Source organism: Peribacillus sp. NPDC097224 (assembly GCF_044761985.1).
Classification (GTDB): Bacteria; Bacillota; Bacilli; order Bacillales; family DSM-1321; genus Peribacillus.
In genome coordinates this window covers 625,634-643,242 of the sequence record NZ_JBIWDK010000002.1, presented here as the reverse complement: position 1 = coordinate 643,242, position 17,609 = coordinate 625,634, and the positions used below count along the sequence as shown (strand labels likewise).

Genomic DNA, 17,609 nt, shown 5'->3' with positions numbered 1-17,609 from the left:
CTCGACTTGCATGTATTAGGCACGCCGCCAGCGTTCGTCCTGAGCCAGGATCAAACTCTCCGAAGAAATGTTTGACTTGCTCATTTTGCTTTTTTATAGTGTGTGCTCACTCAAAATTTACGTTGGCGCTTTGTTTTGTTCAGTTTTCAAAGAGCAATTATTCAATCGCCCTGAAGCGACTTTAATAATATATCAAATATATTATTTGTTGTCAACAACTTTTCATTAACTCGCTGTCGACTTAATTAGTATATCTATTATCGCTACTAATTGCAAGTGTTATTTTAAAATAAAATAAAATGACCAATAGGTTCACCTTGAATCGTCACCCTTTTATAAGGAGGCTTACTAATTAATCTAGTAAGCTACCCATAAATTATAGGATTTCCTCTATATATATTTCCCTATTGGATCCCAAATCAATTATATCACCATTATCATATAAACGAACCAGTGGCCTAGTTTGTGAATTAGCATTTATGAACATGATCTCAGCTATGGAACCATCATTTAATTTGACTTTGGTCCCAACCGCAAAACTGGAGAAGCAAGCTAAAAGCGCTTGAACGACCGTAATGTCAAATTGGCCAAAACTATCATGGAGAATCATTTCCACTACTTTGAACGGCGGCTGTTTCTTTCTATAGACTCTTTCGGATGTCATTGCATGAAAAACATCCGCCACTGCTATTATTTTCGAGAATAGATGCATGGTTTTCGCTCTCATCTTGTGAGGATACCCGCTCCCATCCAACCTCCCGTGATGCTCTAGTACTGCTAGCTTCACGCTATCCGTAATGATTGAACTATCTTTAATCATTTGATAACTGGAAATGGGGTGATTCTGGACCTCTTCATTCTCTTCCAAAGACAAGCTTGTGGCTTTATTGAAAATGCTGGGGGGGAGTTTGGCCATCCCACAGTCTGCCAAGCACCCACCAAGAGCTACTTGGTAGATATCAGCTAACTCACATTTCATTTTAAACGCGATGAGTGCTCCTATTAAGCCAGTTGATATAGCATGGTGATAGATATAATCTTCTTTATTGCTGTAATGATGAAGCTTCAGGATAGCACTAGGTTCTTCCAATGCTTTAACCACTAGAGGGATAAGAGACGACCGAATGATGGCCACTTCGACTTTACTACCTGCCTGCCAATTTTTAAAAAGCTGCTTATAGGTTTGGACAGTTTTTAAATAGTGGGTGATGAAGTCGGAGGAATCTTCTGTATCGTCTAGTTCCTTATCAATGATTTCCTTCGGGATAAATCTTTCTCCGTCAATCAACATCTTTTCAACACTAACTTCTTGTATTAAGAAGACTTTCAAGACTTCTATCAATTCAGAAGTCAATATCGTTTTCTTGTTCATGATAGGGTGGCCCATGTATCCCTTAATATCTTTTGAAAGTATGCAACCTTCTACTAAAAAGTCGGTTTTCACCAGCAAAACTGTTCACCTCTGTAACAGTTATTTAACACAGACTATTTTACTAGAAAATTATAGAGATATCCATCTTTTTATGATAAATTACCTATTAATCATTCAATGATTCAAAAAATAAGTTAGGCATTTATAACCACATTGGTGTATGTACAACAAAAAAAGGCCCAGCTAAATTAGCCTGGGTCCCCTTTGCTACACCTTTTTATTCTTCCGTATCTGTATCTGTATCTACATCTATTTCAGTTTCATCGTTCACTGCAGTTTCACCAGCGTCTTGAACTGACTCCTCAACAGGAGCATCTTCATCGATGCCTTCTACTGGTTCAAGAAGTTCTTCTTCTTCCTCTTCACGTCCAACGATAGCCACAGTCGAAACATATTCATTTTCCGAAGACTCAAGACGGATGAGCTTAACACCCTGTGTATTACGACCTGTCTTAGAAATTCCTTCAACTTCCATTCGGATCAATACACCGGCAGCTGTAATCAGCATCAAGTCTTCTTCTTCCCCTGTAACGGTTTTCACGGCAACAAGCTCACCGTTTTTCTCTGTGACATTACAAGTTTTGATACCTTTACCACCACGGCTTTGGATACGGTATTCCTCAGCGTTTGTCCGCTTTCCATAACCATTTTTCGTAACAATCAGTACTTCTTCATCTTCTTCCAAAATCTCCATGCCGATTACTTCATCGGAGGCTCTTAAGGAAATTCCTTTTACCCCAGCAGCTGTACGTCCCATTGTACGGACATCGGTTTCTGGGAAACGAATCATCATTCCCGCTTTAGTACCGATGATAATTTGCTTTTCGCCATTCGTGAGTCGAACCGAAATCAGTTCATCATCTTCACGGAGACCTACAGCTATCAATCCATTATTTCGGATATTAGCGAAGGATGACAACGGTGTACGCTTAGATATACCGTGTCTTGTTGTGAAGAACAAGTACCAATCATTAGTGAATTCCCTCACTGGGATGATTGCATTGACCCATTCTCCTTTATCAACTTCTAACAGATTGATAAGAGGGAGCCCTTTTGCTGTCCGTCCATATTCAGGTATTTCATATCCTTTAGAACGATAGACTTTCCCTTTATTGGTGAAGAATAATAATGTATCGTGAGTCGATGTCGTTAACAGATGATCGACAAAGTCGTCAGCATTTGTACCCATACCTTGTATGCCTCGCCCTCCACGTTTTTGACTACGATACGTAGTGGCAGGTAACCTTTTGATATATCCATTATGCGTTAGGGTCACGATAATATTTTCTTCAGGGATTAAATCCTCATCTTCCAGACTTTCAAAGCCTACTAATGTAATTTCAGTTCTCCTCTTATCATTGAAACGCTCTTTTATTTCTAGAAGCTCTTCACGAATGATTTCAAGAACCTTCTCTTCATTGGCCAAGACCGCTTTGAATTCTGCGATCAATGCCATCAAGGCTTGATACTCTTCTTCAATTTTTTCTCGTTCCAAACCAGTTAAGCGTTGTAAACGCATATCCAAAATAGCTTGGGCTTGCTTTTCTGAAAGCGAGAATTGAGTCATTAACCCTTCTCTAGCTATTTCAGTAGTTTGTGAACCACGGATTAATGCAATGACTGCATCCAAATTATCAAGTGCTACTCGTAATCCCTCTAGTATATGGGCCCGAGCTTCCGCTTTACGCAGTTCAAATTCCGTTCTACGACGAATGACAATCTTTTGATGTTCCAAGTAATGATACAGGCATTCCTTCAAGTTCAAGACCTTAGGCTGACCGTTTACCAAAGCAAGCAGGTTAATTCCAAAAGTCGTTTGCATGGCAGTATGTTTGTATAAATTATTTAGGAGGACATTCGCATTTACGTCTTTCCTAAGCTCCATGACAATTCTCATACCGTTACGATCCGACTCATCCCGTAGATCGGTTATGCCTTCAATCCTCTTATCCCGAGCAAGCTCGGCAATTTTTTCTATCAATCTTGCCTTGTTCACTTGATAAGGGATTTCCTTAACAATAATGACTTGTTTACCATTGGATTTCTCTTCGATTTCAACTCTAGCACGTTGAATGATTGAACCTTTTCCTGTTTCATAGGCTTTCCTGATACCACTCCGGCCTAATATAAGCCCTGCAGTCGGGAAATCGGGTCCAGGAATGTGTTCCATCAACTCTGGAATCGTAATTTCTGGATTTTTACTTAATGCCAATACGCCATCAATTACCTCACCTAATTGGTGAGGAGGGATATTGGTTGCCATTCCGACAGCTATCCCTGAAGAACCATTCACTAATAAGTTCGGGAAACGAGCCGGCATAACAGCAGGCTCTCTTTCCGAACCATCATAGTTATCTTGGAAGCTAACCGTATCTTTGTTTAAATCACGAAGCAATTCCATCGATATTTTCGACATCCTTGCTTCCGTATACCTCATTGCAGCCGCTTGGTCACCATCGACAGATCCGAAGTTCCCATGACCGTCGACAAGCATATAACGATAGTTAAAGGGCTGCGCCATCCGGACCATCGTTTCATACACAGCAGAATCACCATGAGGATGATACTTACCGATTACTTCACCTACAATACGGGCTGATTTTTTAAATGGTTTATCCGACGTCATCCCAAGATCATTCATTGCATAAAGAATTCTCCGGTGCACCGGTTTCAAGCCATCCCTTACATCAGGCAAAGCCCGAGCTACAATAACACTCATGGCATAATCTAAAAAGGACGTCCGCATTTCCTTGCTTATATTTATCTCTTGCACACCTGATCTTTCTATTTCTGACATGGAGCCAACCTCCTTTATAAAGCTTATACTTTCATTTTTGGATCGGGTCGTGAACTATGTAAAGAACAGGATATAAGATCATCCTGTTAAACAAATTAAATATCTAGATTTTTTACATAAATCGCGTTTTCTTCAATGAAATTTCGACGTGGTTCAACCTTATCCCCCATGAGCATCTCGAACGTTTCATCCGCTTCAACGGCATCTTTTAAACTAACCTGAAGCAACGTTCTCGTGTCAGGGCTCATGGTCGTATCCCATAGTTGTTCTGGATTCATTTCCCCCAGCCCTTTATAGCGCTGTAGGTTAGGCTTCGGTGTGCTTGGAAGGCTTGCCATTATTGTTTCAAGCTCCCGGTCATTATAGGCATAATCCACCTTTTTCCCCTGTTGAATCTTGAAAAGAGGTGGCTGGGCGATATAGATATAACCATATTCGATGATTTTTCTCATATAGCGGTAGAAGAATGTCAGCATCAACGTTCTAATATGGGCACCATCTACATCCGCATCGGTCATGATGACAATTTTATGATATCTTGCCTTTTCAATATTGAATTCATCGCCAATACCCGTTCCAAGTGCAGTAATAATCGTACCAATCTCCTCATTATGAAGAATTCGATCCAATCGCGCTTTTTCAACGTTTAAAATTTTACCCCGTAGTGGCAAAATAGCTTGGAAGTGGCGGTCACGGCCTTGTTTGGCAGATCCTCCGGCAGAGTTTCCTTCCACGATGTACAATTCGCTGATACTAGGATCCTTGGACGAACAATCCGCCAGTTTACCCGGTAGATTGGAGACTTCCAATGCACTTTTTCTTCTTGTTAACTCACGTGCTTTCTTGGCAGCCATTCTTGCCCTTGCAGCCATAAGCCCTTTATCTATGATTTTTCTGGCGACTGCAGGGTTTTCGTATAAGAAGGAATCCAACCTTTCGGAAAGAATGGAATCCGTTACAGTCCTGACTTCAGAGTTCCCCAGTTTTGTTTTCGTTTGCCCTTCGAATTGGGGCTCAGGGTGCTTAATCGATATGATTGCGGTTAATCCTTCACGCACATCTTCACCAGAGAAATTATTATCCGCTTCCTTCAAAAGTCCGTTTTTCCTAGCGTAATCATTGATTACGCGGGTCAACGCAGTCTTGAAACCTGATTCATGCGTACCGCCTTCATAGGTATGAATATTATTGGCAAAAGAAAAAAGGTTACTAATATAGCTATCATTGTATTGAAGAGCTAACTCGATAGAAATGCCATCTTTTTCGCCTTCCATGAAAATGGGTTCTTCATGGAGTACTTCTTTAGAACGGTTCAAATGCTCTACATATGACTTAATTCCACCTTCATAGTGGAATTCCTTGATTTTTTCCTCTTCTTCACGCTTATCTTCAATGATCAGCTTCAATCCTTTATTTAGGAAAGCGAGCTCTCGGATACGAGTTGCCAGCGTATCAAAATCATATTCTATGGATTCCGTGAATATTTCCTTATCCGGAACAAAGTGGACCGTTGTACCCGTATGGTCAGTTTCTCCGATAACCTTTAGGTCCTCTTTAGGTACACCACGATTAAATTGTTGATAGTGTATTTTTCCGTCACGATGAACAAATACTTCTAACACTGTCGATAGGGCATTTACGACTGAGGCACCTACACCATGCAGACCTCCGGAAACCTTATAGCCTCCGCCGCCGAACTTCCCGCCAGCATGAAGTACAGTCATGATTACTTCTACTGCAGGACGACCCATTTTTTCATGTATACCCACTGGTATACCACGACCATTATCGACAACAGTAATACTGTTGTCCTTTTCAATTGTCACTTTTATTTCATCACAAAAACCTGCTAGCGCTTCATCAATACTATTATCGACAATTTCCCAAACAAGATGGTGAAGTCCTTTTGCAGATGTGGTACCGATATACATGCCGGGACGCTTACGTACTGCTTCTAAGCCTTCTAAAACCTGTATCTGATTCTCATCGTATGCCTGAGCTTGTACTTCTTTTTGTTCCATTGTCATACGTATCCACCTACACTTTTCTTTTGGCATTTATCACTTTAAAGGATAACAATAATCTATAGAGCATTTATTCATCGATTAAGGAAGGTGACTGCAGCGAGCGTTTTTTCAGGGTGACCGAGGCAAGCGGTGAATAATAGACCTGCTTTTCTGTCACTACAATCGATTTAATCGAGTTTTTTGTTAAATGAGAGATCACATCTACCCTTTTCTCCAAGAATTCATCGATTATGGGAGAGGAGTGAAGCATCTTTTTATCTAAAATAGCTATGATATCATCCGTTTTCACAAGAATATCCTCACCAATATGGAGATACATGCTTTCACCTCGTTATTTAAGCTTTTTTATACTGCCTTGACTCACATAAAAGGTGGACGCTTCTCTGAGGGTTTGATGATCGATTCCATCGATAGAAGGTGTCGTCACAAACGTCTGCACTTTTCCTTGTATCGTATTTAGTAAATGAGTTTGACGATAATCGTCAAGTTCCGATAACACATCATCCAATAGTAAAATCGGATACTCACCGATTTCCTCATGAATCAATTCAATTTCAGCAAGTTTCAAAGATAACGCAGTCGTACGCTGCTGTCCCTGGGAACCATAGGTCTGGACATCACGGTCATTTACATAAAAAGTCAAATCATCCCGGTGAGGTCCTATCAAGGTTACGCCCCGCTCAATTTCTCTTGCCTTTATTTTATCAAATTTTTCTGTGTATACTTCTATTATTTTCGTCAAATTCATGGATTCTGATACATCAAGCGACGGCTTATATTGGATTTTCAATACTTCTAGATTCCTGGAGATCCCTGAATGAATCGGCTCTGCCCATTGCTGAAGCTTAGAAAGAAAGTGAAACCTTCTTTCGACAATTTTCGCTGCATACTGAATAATCTGGTCAGTTAATACATCAAGCATCGCCTCGTCCTTTTGTTTACGGGTCTGCAGAAGCTTTAAGTAATGATTTCTTTGTTGAAGTATTTTATGATATTGGCTCATATCATGAAGGTATACAGGAGAAACCTGGCCAATTTCCATATCTATAAAACGGCGTCTGACTTGAGGACTTCCCTTTACGAGATTCAAGTCCTCAGGAGCAAACATGACCACATTCATATTGCCGACATACTGACTTAATTTTCTCTGTTCAATATGGTTGCACTTCGCCTTTTTACCCTTTTTCGAAATGGTCAGCTCAAGTGGGATTGATGTATTTCTCTTTCTTACTCTGCCTTCTATTTTAGCATACTCTTCATCCCAGCGAATAAGTTCTTTGTCATTTGAGGTACGGTGGGATTTTGCCATTGCTAATACGAAAATGGATTCCATTACATTTGTTTTTCCTTGGGCATTTTCCCCAAGGATTACATTGACCTTATTTTCAAAGGTAAGGTCTAATTCGGTATAGTTGCGGTAGTTTTTCAAACTTATTTTTTCAATGTACATAATCCGCTCTTCCCTTATGTTTTAGCTTGTTATTGTGAAGGTGCCGAATTCAGGGATTTCGATTTTATCACCTGACCGTAACTTTCTGCCTCGTCTCACATCTAATTCGCCGTTGATGAAAACCTCATATTCGCTTAAAAACCATTTTGACATGCCGCCGCTTTGAATTAAATCGGCCAACTTCAAGAATTGTCCTAGCGTAATATATTCCGTGCTTATTTTTATTGAGTCCATTAGGTGCCTCACTCATTTCTAAGTAGTCTTTAATACTTTATTTTACTAAATAAATTGGATTAAGACAAAGTATAGCTTTTGCTTATCCTTTATTTAACAGATTGTACCTTCTTTGCATAGGTTGCAGTCTTGGCTAATCCTTGTCTCCCCATACATTTGGGCTAAAAAATTAAAGACCCGGTAGCAGGTCTTTAATTTTGTGAAATATTATTTTAGTAAGTTCTTACTGGCAGGATTAATTGGAGCATTGATTCATCATGTAACGGTCGGATGACAAATGGACGCATAGCACCAGTAAAGTTTATTTTGATATCGGATCCTTCTAATGCCTTTAATGCATCCATGACAAATTTTGCACTGAAGGATATTTTCAAGTCTTCCCCTTCGATGGCTTCAGCTTGTACTTCCTCGCTCACTTTACCTATTTCTGGTGTATTGGAAGACACTTCGATGATGCGACCCTCTATGGTTGTTAGTTTAACCACATTATTTCTTCCCTCTCGAGCTAATAAAGATGCCCGATCAATCGCTTGCAGGAAGTCTTTTGTATGGACTGTCACATCCGTTTTGCTATCGGTTGGAATCAATCGGGAAGTGTCCGGGTAGTTTCCTTCAAGTAGACGTGAGAAGAACAATAGGTTTTCTGCTTTGAATAAGACTTGGTTATCCGTGATGACGATTTCTATAAGTTCATTCGTATCATCCAGAATCTTACTTAACTCGCTTAGGCTTTTCCCTGGAATGACGACACTATAAGCTCCGTTAATCTTGTTCTCAATTTTAGCTGTCCTCATGGCCAATCTATGGCTATCTGTTGCAATACAGGTTAATTCGTCATCCTGAACCTTCAAGTTTACACCTGTTAAGATAGGTCGTGTTTCTGAGGTGGACACTGCAAACCCGGTTTGACGAATCAGTGTTTTTAAAAGATCCGTTGGAAGTTTGAAGATATTTTCTTCTTCAATGATCGGTAAATGAGGATATTCTTCAGGATCTAATCCATTTAAGTTAAATTCAGCTTTACCAGACCGGATGATCGTTTGAAAATTATTTTGGACCTCGATTTCTACTGTATCCATCGGTAGTTTTTTGACGATTTCACTGAAAAAGCGTGCATTAAGGACAATTCCACCGCTGCTTTTAACTTCGACGATTTCATCACCATCTACTTCAGCTGGAATAAATGACTGTATGGAAATATCCGAGTCACTTCCTGTTAATGTAACTCCTTCTGTTGTCACACTTATTTTTATCCCCGTTAAAATAGGAATCGTCGTTCTCGATGTGATAGCTTTCATTACTTCTTGGACACTATGAACTAATCGATCTCTTTGAATTACGAATCTCATGTTCCATCCTCCAATTTTAATTGCCTAAATGGCATATTTATTAATAATTTTATTTAAAAAAGATAGTAGTAATAGTAGTAGGGCTTGTGGATATGTGGATAACCCGGTTGAAGCTAAGATAAAACAGTCTATCCACATGTGGACAGACTGTGTGTAAGTAGTCATCAGTTATACACATTATCCAGAATCTATTATACCTTCAATTGATCCTGGATTTCCTTGACCTGACGTTGCAGCTGGGTATCCGTTTGCATAAGTTTCGAGATTTTTTCATGGGCATGGATGACGGTCGTATGGTCTCGCCCTCCGAATTCATCGCCTATTTTAGGGAGCGAAAAGTCGGTCATTTCCCGGGAGAGGTACATAGCAATCTGTCTTGGAAAAGCTACGGATTTAGTCCTCTTTTTCGCTTTGAAGTCCTCAAGTTTTACGCTGTAATGCTCACCGACCGTTTTTTGAATTTCCAAGATCGTGATTATTTTAGGTTTTGAGCTTGGAATGATGTCTTTCAAAGCCTCAGCAGCTAAATCAGCATTAATATCTTTATTGATCAGCGAAGAATAGGCGACAACACGAATAAGTGCACCTTCAAGCTCCCTGATGTTCGAATCGATTTGGTTGGCTATATAAAGCATTACTTCATTCGGAATATCGAGTCCTTCCGCCTTGGCCTTTTTACGTAAAATGGCAATCCTCGTTTCTAAGTCAGGTGGCGTAATATCCGTAATCAAGCCCCATTCAAAGCGGGAACGGAGACGATCTTCAAGTGTTGGAATCTCTTTGGGTGGACGATCACTCGAGATGACGATCTGTTTACTTTCTTCATGCAAGGCATTGAATGTATGGAAAAACTCTTCTTGAGTTTGTTCTTTTCCTGCTAGGAATTGAATATCATCAATTAATAAAACATCTACCGTACGATATCTATCACGAAATTCCCCGGCCTTATTATCCCGGATCGAATTGATGAATTCATTCGTGAATTTTTCAGAGGATAGATAAACGACTTTTGCCTTTGGATTATGCTCAAGTACGTAATGACCAATGGCATGCATTAAATGAGTCTTACCAAGCCCTACTCCTCCATATATAAACAACGGGTTATAGGCTTTGGCGGGTGCTTCTGCGACAGCGAGAGACGCAGCATGGGCAAAACGATTGCCGGAGCCAATGACAAACGTATCGAAGGTATTTTTCGAGTTAAGCATATGCTGTGGAAATGGATTGTTTTCCTTATCCTGTTTTTTTATCTTTTTAGGCTGAACGGGAGCGGAAAAGTCATCATCTTCCTGATTGGGCGGAATAATGAACTTCGCTTCCAATTCTTCGCCGGTCAGTTCGAATAAAACATCAGAAATAAGGTGAGAATAACGTTCCTCAAGCCAATCCCTAGCAAATTCATTGGGAGCGGTGACTGTTAAGATGTCACCTTGAAGTAAATAAGCTTTAGTTGATTTAAGCCAAGTTTCAAAGCTTGGTTTACTGATCTTTTTCTCAATTTTTCCGAGTGCCTGATTCCAGAGGCTATCGATGTTATCCAAACTTATCCCTCCTTTGCAAAATATTTTTCTATAAGTATTAAAAGGTCTAGGCACAAATAAACTCATCGATCGCTGTCTTAAAAAAATTTGGACAGCAAAAGTTCGGTGAGCTGTATAAGGGATGTTGGATGTCACTAAAAGGTGAGGTCCCTGGAACGATATCGCGCATTGTACAACCTTTGTATAAATAACATCTTGTAATAAGATGCAGGTCCGTATGTTTATTCATCAACAGGCATGTCTTGAAATATATAATAAGAAGATAATAGGTTTTTCGACAATATCCACTGTTTGTGGACAGATTAATATTCACAGGTCGAATAAACTATCCACAAGTTATGCACAGTCTGTGGATAACCGTTATCTGTTGATAAAGTTATTCAGAGTGAAAACACAAATATAATATCAGAAATTTGGACGTCTTGCAATGGCTTAGTGAACTTTATCCACAACTCAAAGGGCCTGTGGGAAAAACTTTTCCACAGGCTTCTTTTTTGTGTAAAACTATACGAAATGGGCTGTGGATAGAAAAAAACATGTCGAATTTTATCCACAGATGGAGTGATGGCGTCGAATTCCTCTAAATTATTTTATTGATGGATGGATTTAAAACAGGTTGTATACTGATTCCCCATCACTGCATTTATGCCATTCAGGTGTCCCTAGTTCCTCTATAAAACGAAAGCGGAAGTTCACAAATGTTTTTGTCGATTCGTTATATGCATGGTAAAGTAGTATGAAGAGGGATCAATTAGGTTAAAATTCATGAAATGTACCCTCTGACCAAAAATTTCTATATCAGTTATAGGCAAAATCATTTACAATAGGCTAGGTAGTAAAAAACCCACTGGACATTAAGCAAAAAGTAAATATTTTTCTAGATGTAGTTGACAAGTAGAAAGCAACATCTATATAATTGTAAGGACTGTCTTTAACTGTTATTCCTCAGGGAGGTGTCATATAATGAAAAGAACTTATCAACCGAATAATCGCAAACATAGTAAAGTTCACGGTTTCCGTGCACGTATGAGCACGAAAAACGGACGTAACGTAATCGCTGCACGTCGCCGTAAAGGAAGAAAAGTACTATCTGCATAGACCACTGAAAAGTCTCAGTGGTTTTTTTTCGCTAAATAAAGGATTTACTGAGACTCAATTCATTCTAATGAAGGTGTAAAGATGAAAAAAAAGTTAAGGATAAAGAAAGAGGACGAATTCCAACTCGTTTTTAAAAAGGGAGAATCCTCTGCCAATCGACAATTCGTTATCTATGTCCTTCAAAAGCCCGAGCAGGAATTTTTCCGCATAGGCCTCTCTGTCAGTAAGAAGATTGGGAATGCCGTTGTTCGGAATCAAATCAAAAGATACATACGGCAAGCATTTTTAGAATTGAAAGAGGATATAGAAGAGGGAAAAGACTATATTGTGATTGCTAGAAAACCAGCGGCAGAAATGGACTTTTCTCAAGTGAAAAGCAGTTTGATCCATGTCCTGAAGCGTTCTAAATCGCTAAATTTCAAAAAAATAAAATAAACCCTTAAAAACTCCTTTTTCGACATAGTTATTAATTATGCTTTGAAAAAATAGAATTTCATCGTTAAAAGTTGATAAGTGGGTGACTTTTCCTTGTAGTTCACTTGTGAACGGGTTACATTTATTCAAAAAGATTGATTGAAGTTAGGAGGAAAAAACGGTTGAAGAAACGAATATTACTCATCATTGGATTAGCTTCGATAATGATGTTGCTATCAGGATGTACGGAGATCAAAGAACCGATAACGGCAGATAGTGAAGGGTTCTGGAATTCATATATTGTCTATCCGTTATCATCCCTCATTATTTATATTTCTGAATTATTTGGCGGAAGCTACGGTTTGGGAATCATTGCGGTTACCTTAATCATACGCTTGATATTACTTCCACTTATGATTAAACAGGTGAAAAGTTCAAAAGCAATGCAAGCCATTCAACCAGAAATGAAAGAACTTCAAGCAAAATACAGCTCAAAAGACGCTGCCACACAACAAAAACTACAAAAAGAAACAATGGCGTTATTTTCAAAATATAATGTGAATCCATTGGCAGGATGTTTACCGATAGTGGTTCAAATGCCAATTTTGATTGGTTTTTATCATGCAATCAGCCGTACGCATGAGATTTCCCTGCATAGTTTTCTCTGGTTCGATTTAGGTTCTCCGGATCCTTATTATATCTTGCCGATCATAGCGGGTATTACAACTTTCATTCAGCAAAAGTTGTCAATGGCGGGAATGAACTCAAATCCGCAAATGGCGGCACAAATGACAATGATGCTTTACATCATGCCAGTCATGATTGTTATTTTTGCAATTAATTTTCCAGCTGCTCTTTCACTTTACTGGGTAGTGGGTAACCTTTTCGGCATCGTTCAAACATATTTCATCAAAGGTCCAGATCTTAGAAAAGCAGCTGCGGAAAACGCGGAGGGAGCAAAGAAAAAGTGAAAAAGATAACTGCTACAGGACAATCTGTCGAAGAAGCAGTCAATTCAGCTTTAGCTCAACTTAACAGCACAAGAGATCGCGTGGAAATTGAAATTGAGGATGAAGGAAAAAAAGGATTTTTGGGTTTGTTTGGGGCCAGGCAAGCAATCGTCCACGTGACATTGCCTGCTGATCCCGTTGAAGAATCCCTAAAGTTCCTGCAGGATATCACTCAAAAAATGGGAGTTAAGTCGGAAATCAGGGTTCAACGCCAGGGGAAGAACGTAACGTTCCATTTGTCAGGTGAAAAAATTGCTTTATTAATTGGTAAACGGGGTCAAACGTTAAATTCCCTTCAGTATTTAACACAATTGGTAGCCAATCGCTATTCGAAGCAGTTTTTGAATGTGATTGTAGATGCAGAGGATTATCGCAACCGTCGAACGGATACTTTAATCCAATTAGCTGAAAGAATGGCCAATAAATCCCTGAAAACTGGTAAAATTGTTGCATTGGAGCCGATGCCGTCATATGAACGGAAGGTAATACATAAGGCTCTGCTTCATTATCCGAAAATCAAGACGACTTCCAATGGTACAGAACCATATCGCCATTTGGTCATCACTCCGGTTAAATAAACCTTCTGCTAATTAAGCGGAGGTTTTTTTTTGCTTTATATAGAGGCGAACCGAAAGGAATGTCGACATTATCAAATGCTCCTTTAACTAAATCCTGATCACATATTATCCTTTCATTCCTCCCCTTCAATTTCTAAGGCTGACTCTTAAAAAAGGGACATGGAAAGAAAGTCAGGCTTTATTTGTTATTCACATGTGGATAAGTTAAAATGAAGGGTACAGAAATATAAGGTTTAAGGCATGTGGATAACTCTTGAAAGGAAGGAGTATCTACTTTTTTTCATGATTATACTGTGTTATTGTTGTAATTTAGGGATTCAAGATTTTTGTTTATCAAATAAATTAGAGAAACATTAATATACAAGAGGTGAAAGCATGGAATTCGATACAATCACCGCCATTTCAACTCCTTTAGGGGAAGGGGCAATTGCCATCGTAAGAATCAGCGGTGATGAGGCCATAGAAATAGCCGATAGAATATTTAAAGGACCAAGCGGTAAAAGTTTACGGAAAGTGGATTCACATACCATTCATTACGGGCACTTGGTTGTACCTAAAACTGGAGAAGTCATAGAAGAGGTTATGGTTTCTGTCATGAAAGGTCCTAAAACGTTTACGAGAGAAGATGTTGTTGAAATAAATTGTCATGGTGGAATCGTTTCGGTTAATCGGGTTTTACAGCTTATCCTCTCACAGGGGGCACGCTTGGCAGAGCCTGGTGAATTCACGAAACGAGCTTTTTTGAATGGGAGAATCGATCTCTCTCAAGCAGAAGCTGTCATGGATTTAATCCGAGCTAAAACGGATAAAGCGATGAATGTTGCGTTGGGTCAAATGGAAGGGCGGCTTTCGAAATTAATTCAAAAGCTGCGACACGAAATATTACAGACTCTCGCACAGGTCGAGGTGAATATAGATTACCCAGAATATGATGATGTTGAAGAAATGACACATCGATTGTTTTTGGAAAAGGGCAGTTATGTCAAGGCAGAGATTGAAAAACTTCTCAGGACGGCCCAGCAAGGAAAAATTTTGCGGGATGGCTTGGCGACGGTTATCATCGGGCGTCCGAATGTCGGAAAATCGTCTTTGCTAAACAGCTTAGTGCATGAAAATAAGGCAATCGTTACCGATGTCCCAGGGACAACTCGAGACGTTATTGAGGAGTATGTCAATGTGCGTGGGGTGCCGCTAAAACTTGTCGACACAGCTGGTATTCGTGAAACGGAAGATATCGTTGAGCGGATTGGTGTGGAACGCTCCCGGGCGGTATTAAAAGATGCGGACCTGATTTTACTCGTTTTAAATTACTCCGATGACTTTACGCCGGAAGATGAAAAGCTGTTCCAAGCAGTCGAAGGAATGGATGTCATCGTCATTATCAATAAAACGGACCTGCCACAGAAAATCAATATGGAGCAGGTTAAGGAAAAGGCAGCCGCACACAAAATAGTCACTACATCTTTACTGGAAGATGAAGGTGTCGATGAATTGGAAGAAGCGATTGCTTCTTTATTCTTTGAGGGCTCTTTGGAAGCGGGGGACATTACCTATGTTTCCAACGCCCGTCATATTGCGCTGCTCGGACAGGCCTTGCAATCGATCGAGGATTCCATGGAAGCAATCGAGATGGGAACGCCGATTGACTTAGTTCAGATCGATTTCACAAAGGCATGGGAATTACTTGGGGAAGTTATTGGTGAAAGTGTCCAGGATAATTTAATCAATCAATTGTTTTCACAATTTTGTCTAGGAAAGTAAGAGTAGAGGGAGGAAAATGATATGCAATATGAAGCAGGAAACTATGATGCCATCGTAGTTGGGGCAGGCCATGCAGGTAGTGAAGCGGGTCTTGCATCTGCTAGAGTCGGTGCCAAAACATTGATGATCACCATCAACTTAGATATGGTTGCCTTTATGCCATGCAACCCTTCTGTTGGAGGACCGGCAAAAGGGATTGTGGTCCGGGAAATTGATGCCTTAGGCGGCGAAATGGGTAAAAATATCGATAAAACGCACATTCAGATGAGAATGTTAAATACAGCGAAAGGTCCGGCCGTTCGTGCTTTACGTGCACAAGCAGATAAGTTTCTTTATCAGCAAGAAATGAAAAAGACGATAGAAGATGAGCCGAATTTAACGTTAATTCAAGGAATGGTTGAGGAATTGATTGTTGAAGATGGCGTTTGTAAAGGTGTCATCACAAAAACGGGTGCCATTTACCGTGCGAAAACTGTCGTTATTACGACTGGGACCTATTTACGGGGCGAAATCATTTTAGGGGAACTAAAATATTCAAGTGGTCCTAATAATCAGCAACCATCCATCAGGCTTTCCGAGCATTTGGAAGAGTTGGGCTTTGATTTGGTTCGGTTCAAAACGGGAACGCCTCCGCGCGTCAATAGTTCTTCTATTGATTACAGTAAAACGGAAATACAGCCGGGTGATGAAGTTCCACGTGCTTTTTCCTTTGAAACGACAAAATACATCACCGACCAATTGCCATGTTGGTTAACGTATACAAATGAAGGAACCCACCAGCTCATTGATGCGAATCTACACCGTTCCCCAATGTATTCTGGGATGATTAAAGGGACTGGCCCTCGTTACTGTCCATCGATAGAAGACAAAGTTGTACGCTTTAATGACAAGCCACGCCATCAGATATTCTTGGAACCGGAAGGACGCAATACCAAAGAAGTATATGTACAAGGATTGTCTACGAGCCTTCCCGAGGATGTCCAAATTAGGATCCTTCAGACCATACCAGGTCTTGAAAAGGCTGAGATGATGCGTGCAGGATATGCGATTGAATATGATGCGATCGTGCCGACACAACTTTGGCCAACATTGGAAACGAAAAAAGTGAAAAACCTGTATACAGCAGGTCAAATCAATGGGACATCAGGTTATGAAGAAGCGGCGGGCCAAGGATTAATGGCTGGTATTAACGCGGGCTTGAAAGCATTGGGAAAAGAAGAACTGATTCTAAGCCGGTCAGATGCATATATTGGCGTTTTAATCGATGATCTTGTGACAAAAGGTACGAATGAGCCTTATCGCCTGCTGACTTCTCGTGCAGAATACCGCTTACTGTTACGTCATGATAATGCAGACTTACGCCTGACCGAAATCGGTTTTAAAATTGGAATGATCAAAGAAGAGCGATATAATCGTTTCCTTATAAAGAGAGAGGCCGTGGAGACAGAACGAGAACGGTTGAAATCCACCTTCATTAAACCTACTCAAGAGGTGCAGGAGATTATCATCGCAAGTGGTGGGAGCGAACTAAAAGATGGGATTCGCGCTTCGGATTTATTGAAGCGGACAGAAATGGATTATTCCCACATTCAAAAGCTTGCTCCAAGTGATGTCGACCTAAGTGATGAAGTGAAGGAACAAGTCGAAATCCAGGTCAAGTATGAAGGATATATTGAAAAATCCTTACAGCAGGTTGACCGCCTCAAGAAAATGGAGAATAAAAAAATCCCAGAAAACATCGATTACGATGCAATCAATGGATTGGCTACGGAAGCTCGCCAAAAATTAAAACAGGTACACCCTCTATCCGTTGCCCAAGCTTCACGGATTTCAGGTGTGAACCCTGCTGATGTCTCTATTTTGCTAGTTTATTTAGAACAAGGAAAGATCGCTAGAATTTCTAAGTAAACGGAAATAC

The 17,609-nt window shown here is 40.0% G+C and carries 14 protein-coding genes and 1 rRNA gene; 6 read left to right on the top strand and 9 right to left on the bottom strand.

Annotated elements, in window-relative coordinates; genetic code table 11:
* The 9 genes from ACIQXR_RS06570 to dnaA form a co-directional block, all read right to left on the bottom strand.
* Positions 1 to 66 (bottom strand): 16S ribosomal RNA (locus tag ACIQXR_RS06570); the annotation flags it as partial.
* Positions 67 to 376: 310 nt separating this feature from the next.
* On the bottom strand, positions 377 to 1,372 hold the full coding sequence (locus tag ACIQXR_RS06565) for an HD-GYP domain-containing protein (RefSeq protein ID WP_402869907.1): 996 nt from the start codon (positions 1,370 to 1,372) through the stop codon (positions 377 to 379).
* A gap of 277 nt (positions 1,373 to 1,649) precedes the next feature.
* Complete coding sequence (gyrA, locus tag ACIQXR_RS06560; RefSeq protein ID WP_402869908.1) at positions 1,650 to 4,229, bottom strand: DNA gyrase subunit A; 2,580 nt, start codon at positions 4,227 to 4,229, stop codon at positions 1,650 to 1,652.
* 95 nt (positions 4,230 to 4,324) lie between these two features.
* Positions 4,325 to 6,250 (bottom strand): DNA topoisomerase (ATP-hydrolyzing) subunit B, encoded by a 1,926-nt coding sequence (gyrB, locus tag ACIQXR_RS06555; protein ID WP_402871286.1) that lies wholly within the window; start codon positions 6,248 to 6,250, stop codon positions 4,325 to 4,327.
* 73 nt (positions 6,251 to 6,323) lie between these two features.
* Positions 6,324 to 6,575 (bottom strand): extracellular matrix regulator RemB, encoded by a 252-nt coding sequence (remB, locus tag ACIQXR_RS06550; RefSeq protein WP_402869910.1) that lies wholly within the window; start codon positions 6,573 to 6,575, stop codon positions 6,324 to 6,326.
* Between the two features lie 12 nt (positions 6,576 to 6,587).
* On the bottom strand, positions 6,588 to 7,706 hold the full coding sequence (recF, locus tag ACIQXR_RS06545) for a DNA replication/repair protein RecF (RefSeq protein WP_402869912.1): 1,119 nt from the start codon (positions 7,704 to 7,706) through the stop codon (positions 6,588 to 6,590).
* A 21-nt stretch (positions 7,707 to 7,727) separates the two neighbouring features.
* Positions 7,728 to 7,940: a S4 domain-containing protein YaaA gene (gene yaaA, locus ACIQXR_RS06540; RefSeq protein WP_402869913.1), complete on the bottom strand. Its 213-nt coding sequence runs from the start codon at positions 7,938 to 7,940 to the stop codon at positions 7,728 to 7,730.
* A gap of 212 nt (positions 7,941 to 8,152) precedes the next feature.
* On the bottom strand, positions 8,153 to 9,289 hold the full coding sequence (gene dnaN, locus ACIQXR_RS06535) for a DNA polymerase III subunit beta (RefSeq protein WP_402869915.1): 1,137 nt from the start codon (positions 9,287 to 9,289) through the stop codon (positions 8,153 to 8,155).
* Positions 9,290 to 9,480: 191 nt separating this feature from the next.
* Positions 9,481 to 10,830: a chromosomal replication initiator protein DnaA gene (gene dnaA / locus ACIQXR_RS06530; RefSeq protein WP_402869917.1), complete on the bottom strand. Its 1,350-nt coding sequence runs from the start codon at positions 10,828 to 10,830 to the stop codon at positions 9,481 to 9,483.
* Between the two features lie 963 nt (positions 10,831 to 11,793).
* Between dnaA and rpmH the strand changes: the two genes are divergently transcribed.
* From rpmH to mnmG, 6 genes are all read left to right on the top strand, one after another.
* Entirely contained in the window at positions 11,794 to 11,928 is a 135-nt protein-coding gene (rpmH, locus tag ACIQXR_RS06525) for a 50S ribosomal protein L34 (protein WP_402869919.1), read from the top strand.
* A gap of 81 nt (positions 11,929 to 12,009) precedes the next feature.
* Positions 12,010 to 12,363 carry a ribonuclease P protein component gene (rnpA, locus tag ACIQXR_RS06520; protein WP_402869922.1) on the top strand — a complete coding sequence of 118 codons (354 nt, stop codon included), beginning with the start codon at positions 12,010 to 12,012 and terminating at the stop codon, positions 12,361 to 12,363.
* A 161-nt stretch (positions 12,364 to 12,524) separates the two neighbouring features.
* Positions 12,525 to 13,313: a YidC family membrane integrase SpoIIIJ gene (spoIIIJ, locus tag ACIQXR_RS06515; RefSeq protein ID WP_402869925.1), complete on the top strand. Its 789-nt coding sequence runs from the start codon at positions 12,525 to 12,527 to the stop codon at positions 13,311 to 13,313.
* Positions 13,310 to 13,930, top strand: a complete 621-nt coding sequence (gene jag / locus ACIQXR_RS06510) for an RNA-binding cell elongation regulator Jag/EloR (protein ID WP_402869928.1) — start codon at positions 13,310 to 13,312, stop codon at positions 13,928 to 13,930. Before spoIIIJ ends, jag begins: the two co-directional genes overlap by 4 nt.
* Positions 13,931 to 14,305: 375 nt before the next feature.
* On the top strand, positions 14,306 to 15,691 hold the full coding sequence (gene mnmE, locus ACIQXR_RS06505) for a tRNA uridine-5-carboxymethylaminomethyl(34) synthesis GTPase MnmE (protein WP_402869932.1): 1,386 nt from the start codon (positions 14,306 to 14,308) through the stop codon (positions 15,689 to 15,691).
* A 21-nt stretch (positions 15,692 to 15,712) separates the two neighbouring features.
* Positions 15,713 to 17,599, top strand: coding sequence for a tRNA uridine-5-carboxymethylaminomethyl(34) synthesis enzyme MnmG (mnmG, locus tag ACIQXR_RS06500; RefSeq protein WP_402869934.1), 1,887 nt, complete (start codon positions 15,713 to 15,715; stop codon positions 17,597 to 17,599).
* Positions 17,600 to 17,609: the final 10 nt, after the last annotated feature.

Bases quoted from the DNA above. Each gene is read 5' to 3' on its own strand.
- dnaN (WP_402869915.1), bottom strand. From the start codon at position 9,289: ATGAGATTCGTAATTCAAAGAGATCGATTAGTTCATAGTGTCCAAGAA.
- yaaA (WP_402869913.1), bottom strand. From the start codon at position 7,940: ATGGACTCAATAAAAATAAGCACGGAATATATTACGCTAGGACAATTC.
- recF (WP_402869912.1), bottom strand. From the start codon at position 7,706: ATGTACATTGAAAAAATAAGTTTGAAAAACTACCGCAACTATACCGAA.
- mnmE (WP_402869932.1), top strand. From the start codon at position 14,306: ATGGAATTCGATACAATCACCGCCATTTCAACTCCTTTAGGGGAAGGG.
- rnpA (WP_402869922.1), top strand. From the start codon at position 12,010: ATGAAAAAAAAGTTAAGGATAAAGAAAGAGGACGAATTCCAACTCGTT.
- gyrA (WP_402869908.1), bottom strand. From the start codon at position 4,229: ATGTCAGAAATAGAAAGATCAGGTGTGCAAGAGATAAATATAAGCAAG.
- rpmH (WP_402869919.1), top strand. From the start codon at position 11,794: ATGAAAAGAACTTATCAACCGAATAATCGCAAACATAGTAAAGTTCAC.
- mnmG (WP_402869934.1), top strand. From the start codon at position 15,713: ATGCAATATGAAGCAGGAAACTATGATGCCATCGTAGTTGGGGCAGGC.
- ACIQXR_RS06565 (WP_402869907.1), bottom strand. From the start codon at position 1,372: ATGAACAAGAAAACGATATTGACTTCTGAATTGATAGAAGTCTTGAAA.
- remB (WP_402869910.1), bottom strand. From the start codon at position 6,575: ATGTATCTCCATATTGGTGAGGATATTCTTGTGAAAACGGATGATATC.
- gyrB (WP_402871286.1), bottom strand. From the start codon at position 6,250: ATGGAACAAAAAGAAGTACAAGCTCAGGCATACGATGAGAATCAGATA.